Genomic DNA, 14,704 nt, shown 5'->3' with positions numbered 1-14,704 from the left:
AAAGCCTTATGCCAGGGTGGCATAAGGCTTTTCTTATTTCAATTTAAATACCATTGCTTCATATGGTCGTAATGTAATGTTTTCTATCGATATATTTTCTACGTCATAATTGTATATTAATAACTCTGCTTCACTATAAACAATATCCTCTGGCAATTCAAATACACATTCATCCGCAGTGAAGTTTGCAATCACCAGCAGCTTTTCTTCTCCATATGTTCTTACATAAGCAAAAATAGAAGGGTTATTTTCTAATATTAAATCATATGTTCCATACACAACTATTTCATTGTTTTTACGTAATTCAATCAATTTTTTATAGTAATAAAAAATTGATTCTTCATCTTGAATCGCTTGTTTCACGTTAATCTCTTTGTAGTTAGGATTTACCGCGATCCAAGGCTCACCCGTTGTGAATCCAGCATGTTCTCTATCATCCCACTGCATCGGAGTTCTAGCATTATCTCGGCCCTTTATATATATAGACTGCATCACTTTATCGATATCTTCGCCGCGCTCTATAACTTTTTCTTTATACATATTTAGTGTTTCAATATCTCGATATTCATCAATTGATTCAAATCGAACATTTGTCATTCCGATTTCTTCTCCTTGATAAATATATGGTGTCCCTTTCATCATATGAAGTACTGTCGCTAACATTTTTGCTGATTCAGTATGATAAACCCCATCATTACCAAAACGAGATACAACGCGAGGCTGATCATGGTTATTCCAATAAAGGCTATTCCATCCTGTTTGTTCTAATGCTTTTTGCCACTTTGTTAAATTTTGTTTCAAAGTAAGAAGTGAGCATGGTTTTACATCCCATTTCCCACCTTCTCCGGAATCTAAATCCATATGTTCAAATTGGAATACCATTTGTAGTTCTTTTCTAGCTTCCCCTGTATACAATTTAGCCTCTTCTGTCGTTACACCAGGCATTTCCCCAACCGTCATAATGTCATACTGAGACAATACGTCTTCATTCATTTCATGCAAATACTTATGAATGTTCGGACCGTTCATAAAATGTTTATGCCCTGAAACATATCCTTCTTCATCCGTTTCAACATATGGTAAGCCATCTTCTTTAGAAATAAAATTAATAACATCCATACGGAACCCATCAATTCCTTTTTCTAACCAAAACTTCATCATGTCATAAACATCTTGTCTTACCTTTTCATTATCCCAGTTTAAATCTGGCTGTTTTTTAGAAAACAGATGTAAATAATATTCATCTGTCATCTCATCATATTGCCATGCAGATCCACTAAATGCTGCTCCCCAGTTATTCGGCTCTTTCCCTTCTTTTCCAGGGCGCCATATATAATAGTCTCTATATTTATTATCTTTCGATTTACATGATTCAATAAACCAATTATGTTCATCTGAAGTATGATTAACAACTAAGTCCATCATAAGTTTCATATTACGTTTATGCATTTCATGTAATAGTTCATCCCAATCTTCCATTGTTCCGAACTCGTTCATAATTTTACAATAATCACTTATATCGTAACCATTATCATCGTTTGGAGATTCATAGACTGGTGATAACCAAATTACATCAATACCTAATTCTTTTAAGTAGTCTAGCTTCGCAAGAATACCACGAAGGTCACCTATACCATCACCATTACTATCCATAAAACTACGAGGATAAATTTGATATACTACACTTTCTTTCCACCATTGTTTTCCCATTATGCTACCCCATTTCATCTATACTATTGATTCTTTTTTCTTTTTTTTAAGGCGCAAACGTTTTCATTACTGAATGATAACAGATTCTATCCAAATTTAAAATAGCGCTTACAATATTTATTTTCTTTTTCTAATAAAACATGTGGAACTTATTATATATTCATAGGGATAATGAAAACGTTTTATTTTTTTATAGTGTTTTTATTTCTTTTTTGAATCTATTCGTTTATAATAAATTCAAAGAAAACGTTTGCATAAACTTTCTAGGGGGAAATATCATGGCAGAACTTAAATTAGAAAATATTTATAAAATATATGATAATAACGTAACAGCCGTAACAGATTTTAACTTACACATTCAAGATAAAGAATTTATCGTATTCGTTGGTCCTTCTGGATGCGGAAAATCTACAACACTACGAATGGTAGCTGGACTTGAAGATATTTCAAAAGGAGAATTTTCAATTGATGGTAAGCTAATGAACGATGTTCCTCCAAAAGATCGAGATATCGCAATGGTCTTCCAAAACTACGCTCTTTATCCACATATGAGTGTGTATGATAATATGGCATTTGGATTAAAACTTCGAAAAATACCGAAAGATGAAATCGACCGTCGAGTGAAACATGCAGCTCAAATTTTAGGGCTTGAACAATATTTAGATAGAAAACCGAAAGCTTTATCAGGCGGACAACGTCAACGTGTTGCATTAGGTAGAGCAATTGTTCGAGACGCAAAAGTCTTCTTAATGGATGAACCATTATCAAACTTAGACGCTAAACTACGTGTTGCAATGCGATCAGAAATTTCTAAATTACACCACCGCCTTGGCACAACGACAATTTATGTAACACATGATCAAACTGAGGCAATGACAATGGCTTCACGCCTTGTTGTTATGAAAGACGGCAAAATCCAACAAATTGGAACTCCAAAAGAAGTATATGAAACACCTGAAAATATTTTCGTTGGTGGTTTTATCGGTTCACCCGCAATGAATTTCTTCCGTGGAAAATTAACTGAAACCGATTTCGTTATAGACAGTTCACTAAAGTTTAAAGTATCTGAAGGAAAAATGAAGTTATTACGCGAACAAGGCTATGTAAATAAAGAAATTGTTTTAGGTATTCGTCCAGAAGATATTCATGATGAACTATTATTTTTAGAAGCTTCACAAGCTACTACTTTCACAACGAAAATTGAAGTTGCAGAGTTGTTAGGGGCTGAATCCATTTTATATATGAAACTTGGAAATCAAGATTTTGCAGCACGTGTTGATGCAAGACATACTTTTTCACCTGGTGACCAAATTAAACTTGCTTTTGATATGAATAAAGCACATTTCTTTGATAGCCAAACCGAACAACGTATTCGTTAAAAAATAAAGTTCTATAATAGAACATACAAAAAAACCGTCCACATATATACTGGGGGCGGTTTTCCATTATTATACTAGGGCTTCTATTGTATGAAATGATTGTCCTCTCGTGCTAATAATACCAAAAACAGGTAAATCACTAAGCACCACTTCTTCTTGCTGTTTCATAAAAGATGACGTTAATTGTTTTATCTCTATCCAAACGTCATTAATACAAAGTACATTGGAATCGTTCTCTTGTTGGCGAGAAAAAATAGAATCTATTTTATATAGACCAGCATTTTGAAAAAGCATATCAATACGACTATATGCCTCCATAGCAAAACTAATAACACGTTGCCAATCTCCTTGTTTCCCCATATCGTAGGATACAAAAAGTGCTTCTCCGCCTAAATCCGTAATTTCCTCAGCTGTTGCTTGTCCACTTTCTTGATCAATGTCCGTCACAATTACTTTTGCGCCTTGCTTAGCCAACAAAAGAGCTGTACTACGTCCAATACCGATGCCACCACCAGTTACAATGGCAACCTTTCCTGCAAGCTTCATTTTCATTACCCCTTCTATAAGTCTTACCGTCATTCAGTATACTCCTTTATTAGATTAGTCTGCAAGCAGGAAAAGTTCATGCTACAGATTGTAAGCGATTACTTTTTTGTTTCTTTTTTTTTCTTACTATTATATTGATCGAAGGTTAAACCAATAAAAATAAGAATTCCCCAAAATATTAAGCTACCTCCAGTCATTCCAAATCCCCCTTTGTTATATAACGATATTATTTATACCCATTATAACATTCTCTTAATTTTCAATCTATTTAAAACGAAAATAGGATGTTTGAATTAGCTACCGCTTCTTTAAACATCCATCAATAATATGGAGGGTATTATATAGGAAATATCCACCCTATATAATACCATTTATTTAATTTTCCGAAAAATAAGATATTTATGGAATTTTTCATGAAATTAAAAATAAGACTTTTTATATACAAACAATAAAAAGTCTTATTTCATTAGTAGCACGTATACTCTAAATATTAATTATACAAGACTCATCACTTTTGTCTTTGCAATTAAATCATGGAAGCCACAATTATCTTTGCGGAATAACATCATATATACATTGCATATTAATGGAACTCCAAGTAATAATATGCTTGGTAATAATAATACCAAAAATCGTATTATTAATGTTTGTAACGTTAGTTTTTCACTTGTTAACGAGATTATTTTTGTTCTTGTTACCTTTTTACCAAGTGTAGAACCGTTCCAAAGAAAAGGTAACAGAATAAAATTTATAGCCATTAATACGAAAACAAGTGTAAGGTCATATCTATAGTCACCTAAACTTATATTAAAACGATTGAAAATAGCACTATAGTTTCCTGTAATAATAGCTACTACTGCACCGTACGTAACCGAGATTAAAAACATGTCAATAAGGGAAGCACCTATGCGATTCATTACAAGCGCTGGACGATGCATCTTTAACTTCATTTTGTGTCGACTCCTTCATATCCTTCTTTACCCGTCTCATCGTACCACTTCTAAAAAACATTGTAAACTGGCGTTTCGCTTACTTTTCTTGTACAATGTGTTACAACAGCATTATAAAGGAGGTTCCCATATTGAAAAGATGGATAATCCTATTTGCCTCACTCTTATTAACAGGTTGCACAGGCAATACAAACCATTTAACCTATACAATTAACGATGAATATGAACTCATACATACTTCTGGAGATGCATTTGAACTTTTCCCATCGCAGGATGCTGTATATGCTACACAATACATCCCTGCAAAAATTACAGAAATTGCTTGGGACGATAAATACATTATCACAAAACAAATTGAGGAAAAGTCAGATCCAAATAATCCTGACGCAGCAATTACAAATAAAAAAAGTGAACATTATTGGATTATCGATGTAAAGCATAATAAACGATTCGGTCCTTATAATGAAAAACAATTTAACGAGCAGAAAGATGCTTTTAAAATTACTGTACCTTTTCAAAGTGTAGATTCATATGTGAAAGAGCTAAAAAAACAGTCAGCATAACTTTTTATGCTGACTGTTTTTGCTTAAATTATTATAAAGACATTTTATTTAGAGAGTGAAATATTAAAAGTTTGCGGTTCTTTAACAGCTTCATTTGTGTCTCCTGCTGCTAAATCATCTGTCGTAAACTTAATATCCTTTACTTTTTCTTTTCCATCATCAAGTATTAAACCGATAATTCCTTCTCGTGTCTCACCAGGCCTATAATCTTCCCTTGAAACACTCTTTGTACCAACGAGCGTATCTTCATCATATAAAAAGTTTTGAGTCGCTACATTAAAATGTTGTTTGTCATTTATAGCAACATCATTCATAGAGAAAAATTGCATGTTCTTATCTCCACTATTCTCTACCTTATATGTAATTTCAACATACCGAATCGTATCGCTAATCTCTGTTCCACTTAACGATGCATATAATTCAGCATCTTCTTGACTCACTTTATCTCCCAATCTACGCTTTACTTCTTCAGGAGTTAATGCAGTATACACTTTCAATGTATTTTTTGCCTCTTTGCTCATTTGTGATAATGAGATAACTTTAACGTCTTGTACGTGAATTTTCATTGGGGCCACTTCAAATGTCTGATTCACAGAATGAATCTGTTCTAATTCAAATGTCCCCCACCCTTTTTCTTTCACTTTTTGTCCTACTTTTTTAAGCTCACGCCCACCATACTCTTTTGTTTCTGGAATAGATTCTTTCTTTTTAGGTTCTGCCTTCTTTTCTTCTTGCTGGAAGCAACCACTTAACATAAGAAGAAAACTGCATAAAACAAAAATACTTTTCCATGCTTTCATCATTTAATTTCTCCTAACACTATCATTCATTAATATAAATTAGTCCCTTGATTTGTAAACTATAGAAACAATAAGAAGTCCACAAAACGAACTTGTCAGTCCAGATACTATTATACCTCCTATTTGGAAAATATGAAAATAGGGGTCTAATAACGCGTGAACGATAAATATAATGGCCGCCACAACGATAGATGAAGCCCAATATTTCTTTTTTTCCGAAGTTAAACTAGTATCTTGATCAGTTTCCCTCCTATATTTCCATAGTACATATATTAGTAATAGTAGACCAAAACATGTACTCCCATGCTGTAAAAATTTATAAATTGGAATACTATATACTTCTTGCTGTAACAGCGGTATTTTCATAACAAAATAGCCTGTCTTATGAGTAAAAGCATCCCAAACGACATGCGTCACCATACCGAATAAAGCTGAATAGCAAAATACAAAAAAATTCTTCCAAGTATATAGCCCCCACTTCGCATCTACTACATATTTATAGTAACTAGCAAAAGGCTTAGGTAAATGTGTTATAAACGGTCCTTTTAAAATACGATGATATGCATATGCTAATAAAAAAACGAGTGGTAAATTCAAATAGAAGAAACCAGCCCATGTATGGCCAATAATACCGTATGGCCTAAAATATAAAAAATATTCAAAATCAGGTGCCATACTACCCAATATAAGAGCCGTCACCGAAATATAACTAGAATGTTTCTTAGCAAAAGGGAGAACAGCTGCTGGATGTGCAAATGTAAACGGCATATTAATACTCCTCTTCATATTTCTAATAGAATACCATCTATCATAACGAGAGAATTAATCTTGATGCAATGTTTATTTTCACATTGGAATATGATAGTTTACGTGTTATAATCCACATAAAATATTCAGAAAATAAGGAGGTGTTCACGTGTCATTAACACTTGTCTTTTTTCTTGTTTTGTTTATATTGTTTTTAAGTACATACATCGGATTCTTTATATGGAAGCACTACAAAATTATAAAATATATATGGATTTATGAGCGTTCTTATCATTTTTATAGGAAAGAGAATGGCTTTCAGCTGGGAAGGGCTCGGTTTTGGCGCACTTCAATATACAATATTACTAGCAAGTTGTCTTACATTAGTATTTGCCGCTTTTTTAGAATCAAAATCCGTTATGAATTGAGGTTTATATATTGATTGACGTACCCTTTTTAAAAAATGTCACATTAAAAAAAGAAAATATCCCTAGCTTTTCCGCATATCCTTACTGTCTACCCGCTATTCGAACTTTGCAATCACTAGCTTTCCACCCAAATGTAACATTCATTATTGGAGAGAATGGGACAGGTAAATCAACATTACTGGAAGCAATTGCAATTGCTTTAGGTTTTAATGCAGAAGGTGGAACGAAGAATTTCCGTTTTAGCACAAACGATTCCCATTCATCTTTACATGAATATCTTCGAATTTCAAAAAGTTTCAATACACCAAACGACGGTTTCTTTCTTCGCGCTGAATCATTTTATAACGTTGCTTCTTATATCGATGAAATAGATGCTATAAAATCTTATGGCGGCGTTTCACTTCACGAACAATCACACGGCGAATCCTTCTTCTCATTATTTATGAATCGTTTTTCAGGACAAGGTTTATACATTTTAGATGAGCCTGAGGCCGCTCTATCACCAATGAGGCAACTTTCTATGCTTATTCGAATGCACGAACTAGCGGAACAAGGTTCACAATTTGTTATCGCAACGCATTCTCCCATTTTAATGGCTTATCCTGAATCTACTATATACTCTTTAACTCAAGAAGGGATTCACGAATCTACATTAGAAGAAACTGAGCATTACCAAACGACGAAACTTTTCTTTGAAAATCGCGATCGATTATTTCATCACTTATTTGAGTCATAAAAAAAGAGGCAGCAATCGCTGCCTCTTTTTTATAATGCTTCTATAAATAAAGCTACTCCAATACCGCCTCCAACGCATAGAGAGGCAATACCTTTCTCTAATCCACGTCTTTTTAATTCGTGAATTAAACTTACCGTAATACGAGCTCCTGTACAACCAATTGGATGTCCAAGTCCTACACCACTACCGTTTACATTCACTTTCTCACGGTCTAACCCTAACTCTTTCTCTACAGCTAGGTATTGTGCAGCGAAAGCTTCATTAATTTCAAGTAAATCTGCATCTTCTAATGACCAATCTACTTTTTCTAATCCTTTACGAATTGCTGGTGCTGGTCCAATACCCATAATTTTCGGATCTACACCCGCTACTGAGTATCCAACAATTCGAGCTAACGGTTGTAAGCCCTTTTCTTTTGCTTTTTCTTCGCTCATTAATACTAGAACTGCACTTCCGTCATTAAGACCAGATGAATTCCCTGCAGTTACTGATCCGTCTTTACGGAAAGCTGGTTTTAATCCTGCTAATTTTTCCGCTGTAATATCTGCACGTGGATGTTCATCCTTCGCAAATACAACTTCTTTTCTACGTTCTTTTATTGTAATAGGAACAATTTGATCGTCAAAGTATCCAGACTCCATCGCTTGCAACGCTAATGTATGACTACGAAGCGCAACTTCATCTTGTTCCTCTCTTGTAATTTCATATTGTTCAACTAAATTTTCCGCTGTTTCACCCATCATAATATGGTGAATCGGATCTTCTAAAACTTCCCACACCGTATCACGAATTTCTCCGTGCTGTAGACGTTGTCCCCAGCGGTGTTGTTTTAATGCATAAGGGCTCGAGCTCATTGCTTCTACTCCACCTGCAACAACAATATCACTTACACCTAATTGGATTTGCATTGCAGCAGACATAATTGCTTGCATACCTGAAGAACATTGACGTTGAATTGTATAACCAGTAACTGTGTCAGGAAATCCTGCCGCTAATGCAGCTGTTCTTGCCGTATTTGCTTCATCAGTTCTTTGAATACAATGACCTAAAATTACTTCATCAACTTCATGTGGCTCTACTCCGCCTCTTTTTACAGCTTCCTGAAGTACAGGAACAACTAATTCTACTGGTGTTATATTTTTTAGTGCTCCTCCGAAAGTTCCAATTGGTGAACGAACTGCAGCTGTAATGACAACATTATGCATTTTGTACTTGCCCCTCTCTTATGTACCCTAGTAAGTTTGTAGGTGAAATTCCATAAGTTGTATGTCTAAAATTATCATACTATAAACATACCAAAAAATCAAAATATTTAATATAATAAAAATAGAAGGAATTAACCTTCTATTCTGTCAATGCGTATAAGAATTTTTGTAATATCTTCTCTGTCGTTTCATTCAATTTTGGTAACTTATCTACTGGAAAATATTGAAGTTCTAACCCTTCATGATCGAGCTTTAATTCTCCGCTTACATGATGTGCCTGATACAGATGAATCACATTAAAAATTTCATCTCCATTTGGATAACGGAAATAAACTTCCTTTCCTGAAAGAACGCCAAGAAATTGCATAATTTTCGCGTTTAGTCCCGTCTCCTCGAATAATTCTCTACGAGCAGTTTCTTCTGTCGTTTCTCCCAGTTCCATTGCCCCACCAGGTACGCCCCAATCATATGTATCTGAACGATATTGAAGCAATACTTCTTGATTATCATTTAATATAATAATTGCTGATCCTACTAAAATAAGTGGTCTCGTACCAACTACTTTGCGTAACTCTTCAATATACCCCAATATGTAAACTCCCCTTTCCTCACCCTTCCTTATCATAACAAAATTCTCTTTCTTTTGTTGCTGTAATTTTCAATAAAAAAGGAAGCTTCCGCTTCCTTTTTTTACCGTTATTTTTTAAAGCTTTCGTATTTTACAACTTCAAAAGCTTCTTCAATTTCCTCATTATGATAATGGACATATGTAAAACGCCCTAATTCTACTAATCTAGCTATTTCTTGCAATGCTTTATGCTGATCATATGTTTCTTCAATTGTAATATGTACATAAAACTTCATTAATGGATGTTCATATAAAGGTTCTCCCACCTCTACATATACATCTTCAACCCCTTGCACAACTCTTACATAGCTCGCAAATTGATACAGAGCTTCTCTGTCTGAAACGATTTTTAATGTATACATATATTCTCCCCCTTTTCTTTACTATATCAAAAAGCAGACCATACTACGTTATAGAACTATGAAATTTTTTCGACTTATAGTCTATATATTCGTTTGAGACTCCCACGACTAAATTCGCAAGCCCGAATCCTTACGGAATTACGGGTGGGATTCTTGAATGACTAAGCGTTCGCAGTCCATTTCTGTTTTGAACAGCCTTCAAGATGAGGGCATCTCATTGCCCCTCCTAAACCAGACCATATAGGTGCTTAGGCTGATTGACTGTTACCATCAATCACAGTTGCGTAGCGAATATTCATCGCCCCAACGATATCACGGTGTGTCTCAAACCCACATTGACACTTGTACTTTCTGTCTTGTGCCCTGTTCTTTTTAGCACATTTCGGACAGCTTTGACTTGTATACGCTGGATTCACATATTCAACCTGAATATCAGCTAATATCGCTTTATATTCAATAAATTTTGACAAACGATAGAATGACCAAGTGTGTAGGTTTTTTTCGTTTTTACGGCTTGTTCTTGCCGTCTGTCTTATATTCGTTAATTGTTCTAATCGAATGACAGAAATATGATTTACAATCGCAAAATCAATGATTTCACGACTTATTTTGTGGTCTTTATCTTGCATCCATCTTTGTTCTTTATCATCCAATCCCCGAAGCGCATTCACTTTTTTGGCTTTTCCTAATTTCTTACGAATACACCGAAACTTACGCTTCTTACATTTGTTTTGCCTACCATTTCCAAAAAAACGAATCTTATCATCATCTGTGATTGCTACGGCGGGGACCTTGAGACCTAAGTCTACTCCTAAAATTTTCGTTCCTACCCTTTCATTTGTAGGAAGCGTGACAGATATTTGGGCCATCCACTTATTCGATTTCATTGTGATGCGAAGTGTACCTAATTTATGTTTTAACAGATTCAGATTGCGATTGTTTTTATCGCTAAATAAAGCTCGGATTTTCACACGAGTCGATTTTCCATTTCTCTTAAACGGGATTGAAATATGAGTAGAGTCAAATGAATAATTCTGATTGTTCCATACACAAACAGGTCTCTTTAGAATCGGAATGATTTTATAATGGCTTTTCTTTACTTTTGTAGCAAACAAACTTTTCGCGTCTTTAATCGCTTGATTCTTCACCGCACTCGGGATATTTGCTTCAATATCTTTTGTGCTTTTTTTCGTACTTTTCTTTGCTTTAACCATTTCCGATACAAGTGTATTTATAACTTTGATATATTCATGACTACTTTGTTCTAATAAACGGATTTGATCTTTTGTTGGAATCAATTTCACTTTCACTGTTAGGGTCTGTGACATACGTTTCATCCCCTTGTTTTTTGATTTTCAACATCGTTCATTTGAAACATTTCTAGCAATAGAAACAAAATAAGAACGTGTCCATAAACTTTACAACTACATGAGGTGAGGAGATTTCCCTCTCAAACACTTTGAAACGTACTTCTATCATCATTGATTCTAGTTACAATGTATCAGTTACTTTCGAAAAATTACAACAAAAAGACTCGAAGAAACTACCTATACTTTGGATACTTAACCTTGCGATTTTCAGTGGCACTCCGTATCCAACCTCACTTTCATCCCATGCCTAAAGGCGATGGGCTTTCTCGTTCGGAAAGGGCTGTAATAAACAAGGCGTTTATCCATACATAGGACCTTTCCCTCACATATATTATAGAAAGAATTTTTTCATTTGAGGTGTTCCTTATGAATTCATACATTAACATATGTGTTTGCATTACTCCAGGCGCCGATATTTCTGACGACCGTATTGCAAAAGATTTAGCAGTTGCAGAATCAATTTGGCATCCCATTACATTTCAAATTAAAGAAGTAATTGTACTAAACGAACTTTTCCGTTTTTCTAATCGGGAAATTAGTTATAAAAACTCCATTCAAAGTCAGGAAAAATTATCATCTTTTTTTCAAACTTGTGTTAACGAAGCTCCTGAATGTGACCTTTATATTTGTTATATTGGTAGTGATTATTTCAAAGAAACCGCAGTAATCGCTTGCGCTTACTCTTTAGCGAAACAACAACAACTTACTGGTTACATCGTTCTAACAAACTCAGCTGCTCCAATGAAAAATATATACACCCTCGCTCACGAAATTGGTCATATTTTATTTACAAGACGGATTCACGGAAAACTTACGCACGCAGATCCCCACTCTCCAACCGGTTCTGAACATCACCATTCACCATCGAACCTGATGTACCCTATAGTCCCTAGCCCTGAAAACGTCCATATTCATTCCTTATTAACAAACGAACAAAAGGAACTCTCTTTACAAAGCTCTTTATTACAAAGAAAAAAACAGTAACGCCTTGTTACTGTTTAAAACAATCTATTCAAATCAATAAACCAAATTCCGGCTGCTAGAAATAAAAATAGGCAACTAAACATAAGCGTAATTCCTCTAAAAATCCTTATATAATATTTCTTTGGAAATAAATTTTTGCATATCCAAAGCAGCCCTTTTCCTATTAAACCGAAGAACAAAATATAACCCGATGTGTCATCTAATAAAGTATCGAAATAGTCATCGTGTACCTTTTTTGAAAAGGTAGTATATAGCCCCAAAATCGTTAAACCTAAAAATATAATAGACAATATACCTAGAAATATACTTTGCATATTTGTTCCCCCCCTTAATAAAAAATTCAGTTCGTTCACTATTAATATAAAGCTAGCTTACAGTTTTTTTCTCCTCATTTTTCATAGACCATCGCATTAATACATATAAACTTCCGTACAGAAGTAAAGGCTCTAGTATTCCCCAATATGGGTTTTGCTTCCCTAATTCTTTAAATACAAACATAATTAATAGCGGTATGATAACAACTAACATTCCAATCCATCCAAGCATGTACGCTTCACCAATTAGCAGTACTAATAAGATAACTCCAGCTAGTATATAACTTTGCATTGTAGTTAATTGCAAGACAGGTGTCCCATACCATTTATTCATAAACATTAATAATACTAGTAATAAAATTGGTAGCAAAGCTGCTACATAAATTATGCTAAATTCTTTTATTTTGCTCTTAAATGATGACATCTTAAAAGCAAAAATAGTCCCCACAATAGTAATCATTAAAACAATTGGATACCCAATCAACTGTACATTTGTTAATGTAAATTCATGATTCGGACTTCCAAATAAAATATTTGTCAGTAACCAATATCCACCAATACCAATAATCATCCCTAAAATGCTTTTTATACTCCCGCCTTTATCCTTCTCCATCTCTTTCGCTAACTCTTCCGCATACTCTTTTGGTGAATCACCAAATATATCATTTACTGTCTTTCCCTCTTGCTCTCCTTCTATTAAATGAAGTTCTGCATCTTCTAGAAAAGCATCCACATCCGCTTCTTTAATTCCTTTTGTTATTAAATACACTTTCGTATCAATTAAAAACTTTTCACCTTCTTTAGAAACCTTCATTATAACCCCTCCCTTAATTAACCGTTTTTTTCTATTCGTCTTCATCATAATTTCAAGGAAAATTAAAATAAACAAACTTCCGTATAAACATATAATTTGAAATAACATTGGCATAAGATCTTCCGATGTAAATGTTTTAAACACTAACATAATCGAAAGTGGAATAATTAAATATAAGTTTTTAAACCATCCTTCAAAATATATATTTATAGCTACCGTGAGGATAAAGATCCCTCCAGCTAATATATAACTTTGGACTAGAGTCAACGTAAACATCGTTGTAGGATATATCACATCTAAAATCGTAACAGCTCCTAATAAAAACATTGGCGCGATCATGACTAAAGACCACATGGAAAACCACGTTTTTGTAAAACTTGTTACAAAGGTCATTTTACGAAGCAGAAAATTAGGACCCATTACAGCTACGATCAATGTAAAGCTATAGCCAATACACTGAATAAGCGAAATCTGTAAAATCCCATTATTAACTATTAAAATAGAAGCAATAATCCAAAACGAAACGATATTCATTACCGTAAACCCAATTTGCTTCCACGTTTCCTGTCTATCTCTCTCCATCACTTTTACAAGTTCATTTGCATATTCTTTCGGTGAGCTTCCGAAAATATCTTCTACACTTTTTCCTTCACCCTCACCTTCTATTAAATGCAACTCTGCATCTTCTAAAAAGCTTTCAATATCGCTTTCTTTCACACTCTTTGCAGTTAAAAATAATCTCATATCTAATAAAAAATTTCGCGCTTCATTTGATAACATTATTTTTTTCTCCCCTTCCCTTCAAGTAGACGCTCTACACTACTTTGCATCGCTTCCCAGCGATCCATAAATTCATCCAGTGCTTCCTCGCCTTTTTCTGTTAATGTATAATATTTTCGCTTTGGACCAGATGGAGATTCCTTCATTACACTTGTTATTAATCCTTCCTTTTGCATTCGTATTAATAACGGATAAATACTTCCCTCACTCGCCATTGTGAAACCATACTTCGCTAATCTTTCACTCATTTCATAACCGTATATTTCACCTTCAGAAATAATAGCAAGTAAGCATCCTTCTAAAATCCCTTTCAGCATTTGACTTGTCGACATATTTCAAATCCTCCCACTATCTTGTTTTACAAGATAGATAAGCGTAAGTATCTTGC

The 14,704-nt window shown here is 34.2% G+C and carries 17 protein-coding genes and 2 pseudogenes; 5 read left to right on the top strand and 14 right to left on the bottom strand.

Features of this window, described 5'->3' with window-relative positions; all coding sequences use genetic code 11:
- Window positions 1-33: 33 nt before the first annotated feature.
- Window positions 34-1,710, bottom strand: a complete 1,677-nt coding sequence (locus JFU54_RS11720) for a glycoside hydrolase family 13 protein (RefSeq protein ID WP_201064476.1) — start codon at window positions 1,708-1,710, stop codon at window positions 34-36.
- A 278-nt stretch (window positions 1,711-1,988) separates the two neighbouring features.
- Here JFU54_RS11720 and JFU54_RS11715 point away from each other — a divergent pair, with 278 nt between their 5' ends.
- Window positions 1,989-3,089, top strand: coding sequence for an ABC transporter ATP-binding protein (locus JFU54_RS11715; RefSeq protein ID WP_002066938.1), 1,101 nt, complete (start codon window positions 1,989-1,991; stop codon window positions 3,087-3,089).
- 69 nt (window positions 3,090-3,158) lie between these two features.
- On the opposite strand, the gene JFU54_RS11710 is transcribed toward JFU54_RS11715, so the two are convergent.
- The 3 genes from JFU54_RS11710 to JFU54_RS11700 form a co-directional block, all read right to left on the bottom strand.
- Entirely contained in the window at window positions 3,159-3,668 is a 510-nt protein-coding gene (locus tag JFU54_RS11710) for an SDR family NAD(P)-dependent oxidoreductase (RefSeq protein ID WP_002066937.1), read from the bottom strand.
- A 65-nt stretch (window positions 3,669-3,733) separates the two neighbouring features.
- Window positions 3,734-3,832: a hypothetical protein gene (locus JFU54_RS11705; RefSeq protein ID WP_002128904.1), complete on the bottom strand. Its 99-nt coding sequence runs from the start codon at window positions 3,830-3,832 to the stop codon at window positions 3,734-3,736.
- 297 nt (window positions 3,833-4,129) lie between these two features.
- Window positions 4,130-4,585: an RDD family protein gene (locus tag JFU54_RS11700; RefSeq protein ID WP_002138152.1), complete on the bottom strand. Its 456-nt coding sequence runs from the start codon at window positions 4,583-4,585 to the stop codon at window positions 4,130-4,132.
- Between the two features lie 131 nt (window positions 4,586-4,716).
- Between JFU54_RS11700 and JFU54_RS11695 the strand changes: the two genes are divergently transcribed.
- A complete protein-coding gene (locus JFU54_RS11695) occupies window positions 4,717-5,148 on the top strand; it encodes a DUF3997 domain-containing protein (protein ID WP_201064473.1) in 432 nt (143 codons plus the stop codon).
- A gap of 44 nt (window positions 5,149-5,192) precedes the next feature.
- Here JFU54_RS11695 and JFU54_RS11690 read toward each other — a convergent pair whose 3' ends face one another.
- Both JFU54_RS11690 and JFU54_RS11685 read right to left on the bottom strand, forming a co-directional pair.
- The gene (locus JFU54_RS11690) at window positions 5,193-5,951 is read right to left on the bottom strand and encodes a hypothetical protein (RefSeq protein WP_002066932.1); all 759 of its coding nucleotides are present in this window, start codon (window positions 5,949-5,951) and stop codon (window positions 5,193-5,195) included.
- 36 nt (window positions 5,952-5,987) lie between these two features.
- Window positions 5,988-6,716, bottom strand: a complete 729-nt coding sequence (locus tag JFU54_RS11685) for a DUF4184 family protein (RefSeq protein ID WP_201064470.1) — start codon at window positions 6,714-6,716, stop codon at window positions 5,988-5,990.
- Between the two features lie 148 nt (window positions 6,717-6,864).
- Between JFU54_RS11685 and JFU54_RS30200 the strand changes: the two are divergent.
- Window positions 6,865-7,123 (top strand): annotated as a pseudogene (locus JFU54_RS30200) (hypothetical protein).
- Window positions 7,124-7,133: 10 nt separating this feature from the next.
- Entirely contained in the window at window positions 7,134-7,859 is a 726-nt protein-coding gene (locus JFU54_RS11680; RefSeq protein WP_002165131.1) for an AAA family ATPase, read from the top strand.
- Window positions 7,860-7,888: 29 nt separating this feature from the next.
- On the opposite strand, the gene JFU54_RS11675 is transcribed toward JFU54_RS11680, so the two are convergent.
- From JFU54_RS11675 to JFU54_RS11660, 4 genes are all read right to left on the bottom strand, one after another.
- Complete coding sequence (locus JFU54_RS11675; protein WP_201064468.1) at window positions 7,889-9,064, bottom strand: acetyl-CoA C-acetyltransferase; 1,176 nt, start codon at window positions 9,062-9,064, stop codon at window positions 7,889-7,891.
- A 139-nt stretch (window positions 9,065-9,203) separates the two neighbouring features.
- Window positions 9,204-9,653, bottom strand: a complete 450-nt coding sequence (locus tag JFU54_RS11670; RefSeq protein WP_012261633.1) for an NUDIX hydrolase — start codon at window positions 9,651-9,653, stop codon at window positions 9,204-9,206.
- A 107-nt stretch (window positions 9,654-9,760) separates the two neighbouring features.
- Window positions 9,761-10,054 (bottom strand): DUF3928 family protein, encoded by a 294-nt coding sequence (locus tag JFU54_RS11665; protein WP_002088390.1) that lies wholly within the window; start codon window positions 10,052-10,054, stop codon window positions 9,761-9,763.
- 248 nt (window positions 10,055-10,302) lie between these two features.
- Window positions 10,303-11,382 carry an RNA-guided endonuclease InsQ/TnpB family protein gene (locus tag JFU54_RS11660; RefSeq protein WP_201064465.1) on the bottom strand — a complete coding sequence of 360 codons (1,080 nt, stop codon included), beginning with the start codon at window positions 11,380-11,382 and terminating at the stop codon, window positions 10,303-10,305.
- A gap of 408 nt (window positions 11,383-11,790) precedes the next feature.
- Between JFU54_RS11660 and JFU54_RS11655 the strand changes: the two genes are divergently transcribed.
- Window positions 11,791-12,408, top strand: a complete 618-nt coding sequence (locus JFU54_RS11655; RefSeq protein WP_063218965.1) for an ImmA/IrrE family metallo-endopeptidase — start codon at window positions 11,791-11,793, stop codon at window positions 12,406-12,408.
- A 14-nt stretch (window positions 12,409-12,422) separates the two neighbouring features.
- Here the strand turns inward: JFU54_RS11655 and JFU54_RS11650 are convergent, their stop codons facing one another.
- From JFU54_RS11650 to JFU54_RS11635, 4 genes and pseudogenes are all read right to left on the bottom strand, one after another.
- The gene (locus JFU54_RS11650; protein ID WP_001190631.1) at window positions 12,423-12,722 is read right to left on the bottom strand and encodes a hypothetical protein; all 300 of its coding nucleotides are present in this window, start codon (window positions 12,720-12,722) and stop codon (window positions 12,423-12,425) included.
- A gap of 52 nt (window positions 12,723-12,774) precedes the next feature.
- A complete protein-coding gene (locus tag JFU54_RS11645) occupies window positions 12,775-13,536 on the bottom strand; it encodes a DUF1129 domain-containing protein (protein ID WP_201065578.1) in 762 nt (253 codons plus the stop codon).
- Window positions 13,537-13,560: 24 nt separating this feature from the next.
- Window positions 13,561-14,316: pseudogene (locus JFU54_RS11640) on the bottom strand (DUF1129 domain-containing protein); the annotation flags it as partial.
- Window positions 14,316-14,648, bottom strand: coding sequence for a PadR family transcriptional regulator (locus JFU54_RS11635; protein ID WP_002014879.1), 333 nt, complete (start codon window positions 14,646-14,648; stop codon window positions 14,316-14,318). The pseudogene JFU54_RS11640 and the gene JFU54_RS11635, both read right to left, overlap by 1 nt.
- Window positions 14,649-14,704 lie beyond the last annotated feature (56 nt).

The sequence above is a fragment of the Bacillus sp. TH19 genome, assembly GCF_016651075.1.
GTDB classification, from domain to species: domain Bacteria; phylum Bacillota; class Bacilli; order Bacillales; family Bacillaceae_G; genus Bacillus_A; species Bacillus_A mycoides.
Note: the sequence above shows the minus strand (reverse complement) of the source record. Positions and strands in the feature narration are given on the sequence as shown.

What these genes read in the sequence shown, in the direction of transcription:
- JFU54_RS11655 (WP_063218965.1), top strand. Translation starts at nt 11,791, where the DNA reads ATGAATTCATACATTAACATATGTGTTTGCATTACTCCAGGCGCCGAT.
- JFU54_RS11665 (WP_002088390.1), bottom strand. Translation starts at nt 10,054, where the DNA reads ATGTATACATTAAAAATCGTTTCAGACAGAGAAGCTCTGTATCAATTT.
- JFU54_RS11635 (WP_002014879.1), bottom strand. Translation starts at nt 14,648, where the DNA reads ATGTCGACAAGTCAAATGCTGAAAGGGATTTTAGAAGGATGCTTACTT.
- JFU54_RS11675 (WP_201064468.1), bottom strand. Translation starts at nt 9,064, where the DNA reads ATGCATAATGTTGTCATTACAGCTGCAGTTCGTTCACCAATTGGAACT.
- JFU54_RS11700 (WP_002138152.1), bottom strand. Translation starts at nt 4,585, where the DNA reads ATGAAGTTAAAGATGCATCGTCCAGCGCTTGTAATGAATCGCATAGGT.
- JFU54_RS11645 (WP_201065578.1), bottom strand. Translation starts at nt 13,536, where the DNA reads ATGAAGGTTTCTAAAGAAGGTGAAAAGTTTTTAATTGATACGAAAGTG.
- JFU54_RS11660 (WP_201064465.1), bottom strand. Translation starts at nt 11,382, where the DNA reads ATGTCACAGACCCTAACAGTGAAAGTGAAATTGATTCCAACAAAAGAT.
- JFU54_RS11705 (WP_002128904.1), bottom strand. Translation starts at nt 3,832, where the DNA reads ATGACTGGAGGTAGCTTAATATTTTGGGGAATTCTTATTTTTATTGGT.
- JFU54_RS11710 (WP_002066937.1), bottom strand. Translation starts at nt 3,668, where the DNA reads ATGACGGTAAGACTTATAGAAGGGGTAATGAAAATGAAGCTTGCAGGA.
- JFU54_RS11690 (WP_002066932.1), bottom strand. Translation starts at nt 5,951, where the DNA reads ATGATGAAAGCATGGAAAAGTATTTTTGTTTTATGCAGTTTTCTTCTT.
- JFU54_RS11650 (WP_001190631.1), bottom strand. Translation starts at nt 12,722, where the DNA reads ATGCAAAGTATATTTCTAGGTATATTGTCTATTATATTTTTAGGTTTA.
- JFU54_RS11715 (WP_002066938.1), top strand. Translation starts at nt 1,989, where the DNA reads ATGGCAGAACTTAAATTAGAAAATATTTATAAAATATATGATAATAAC.
- JFU54_RS11685 (WP_201064470.1), bottom strand. Translation starts at nt 6,716, where the DNA reads ATGCCGTTTACATTTGCACATCCAGCAGCTGTTCTCCCTTTTGCTAAG.
- JFU54_RS11720 (WP_201064476.1), bottom strand. Translation starts at nt 1,710, where the DNA reads ATGGGAAAACAATGGTGGAAAGAAAGTGTAGTATATCAAATTTATCCT.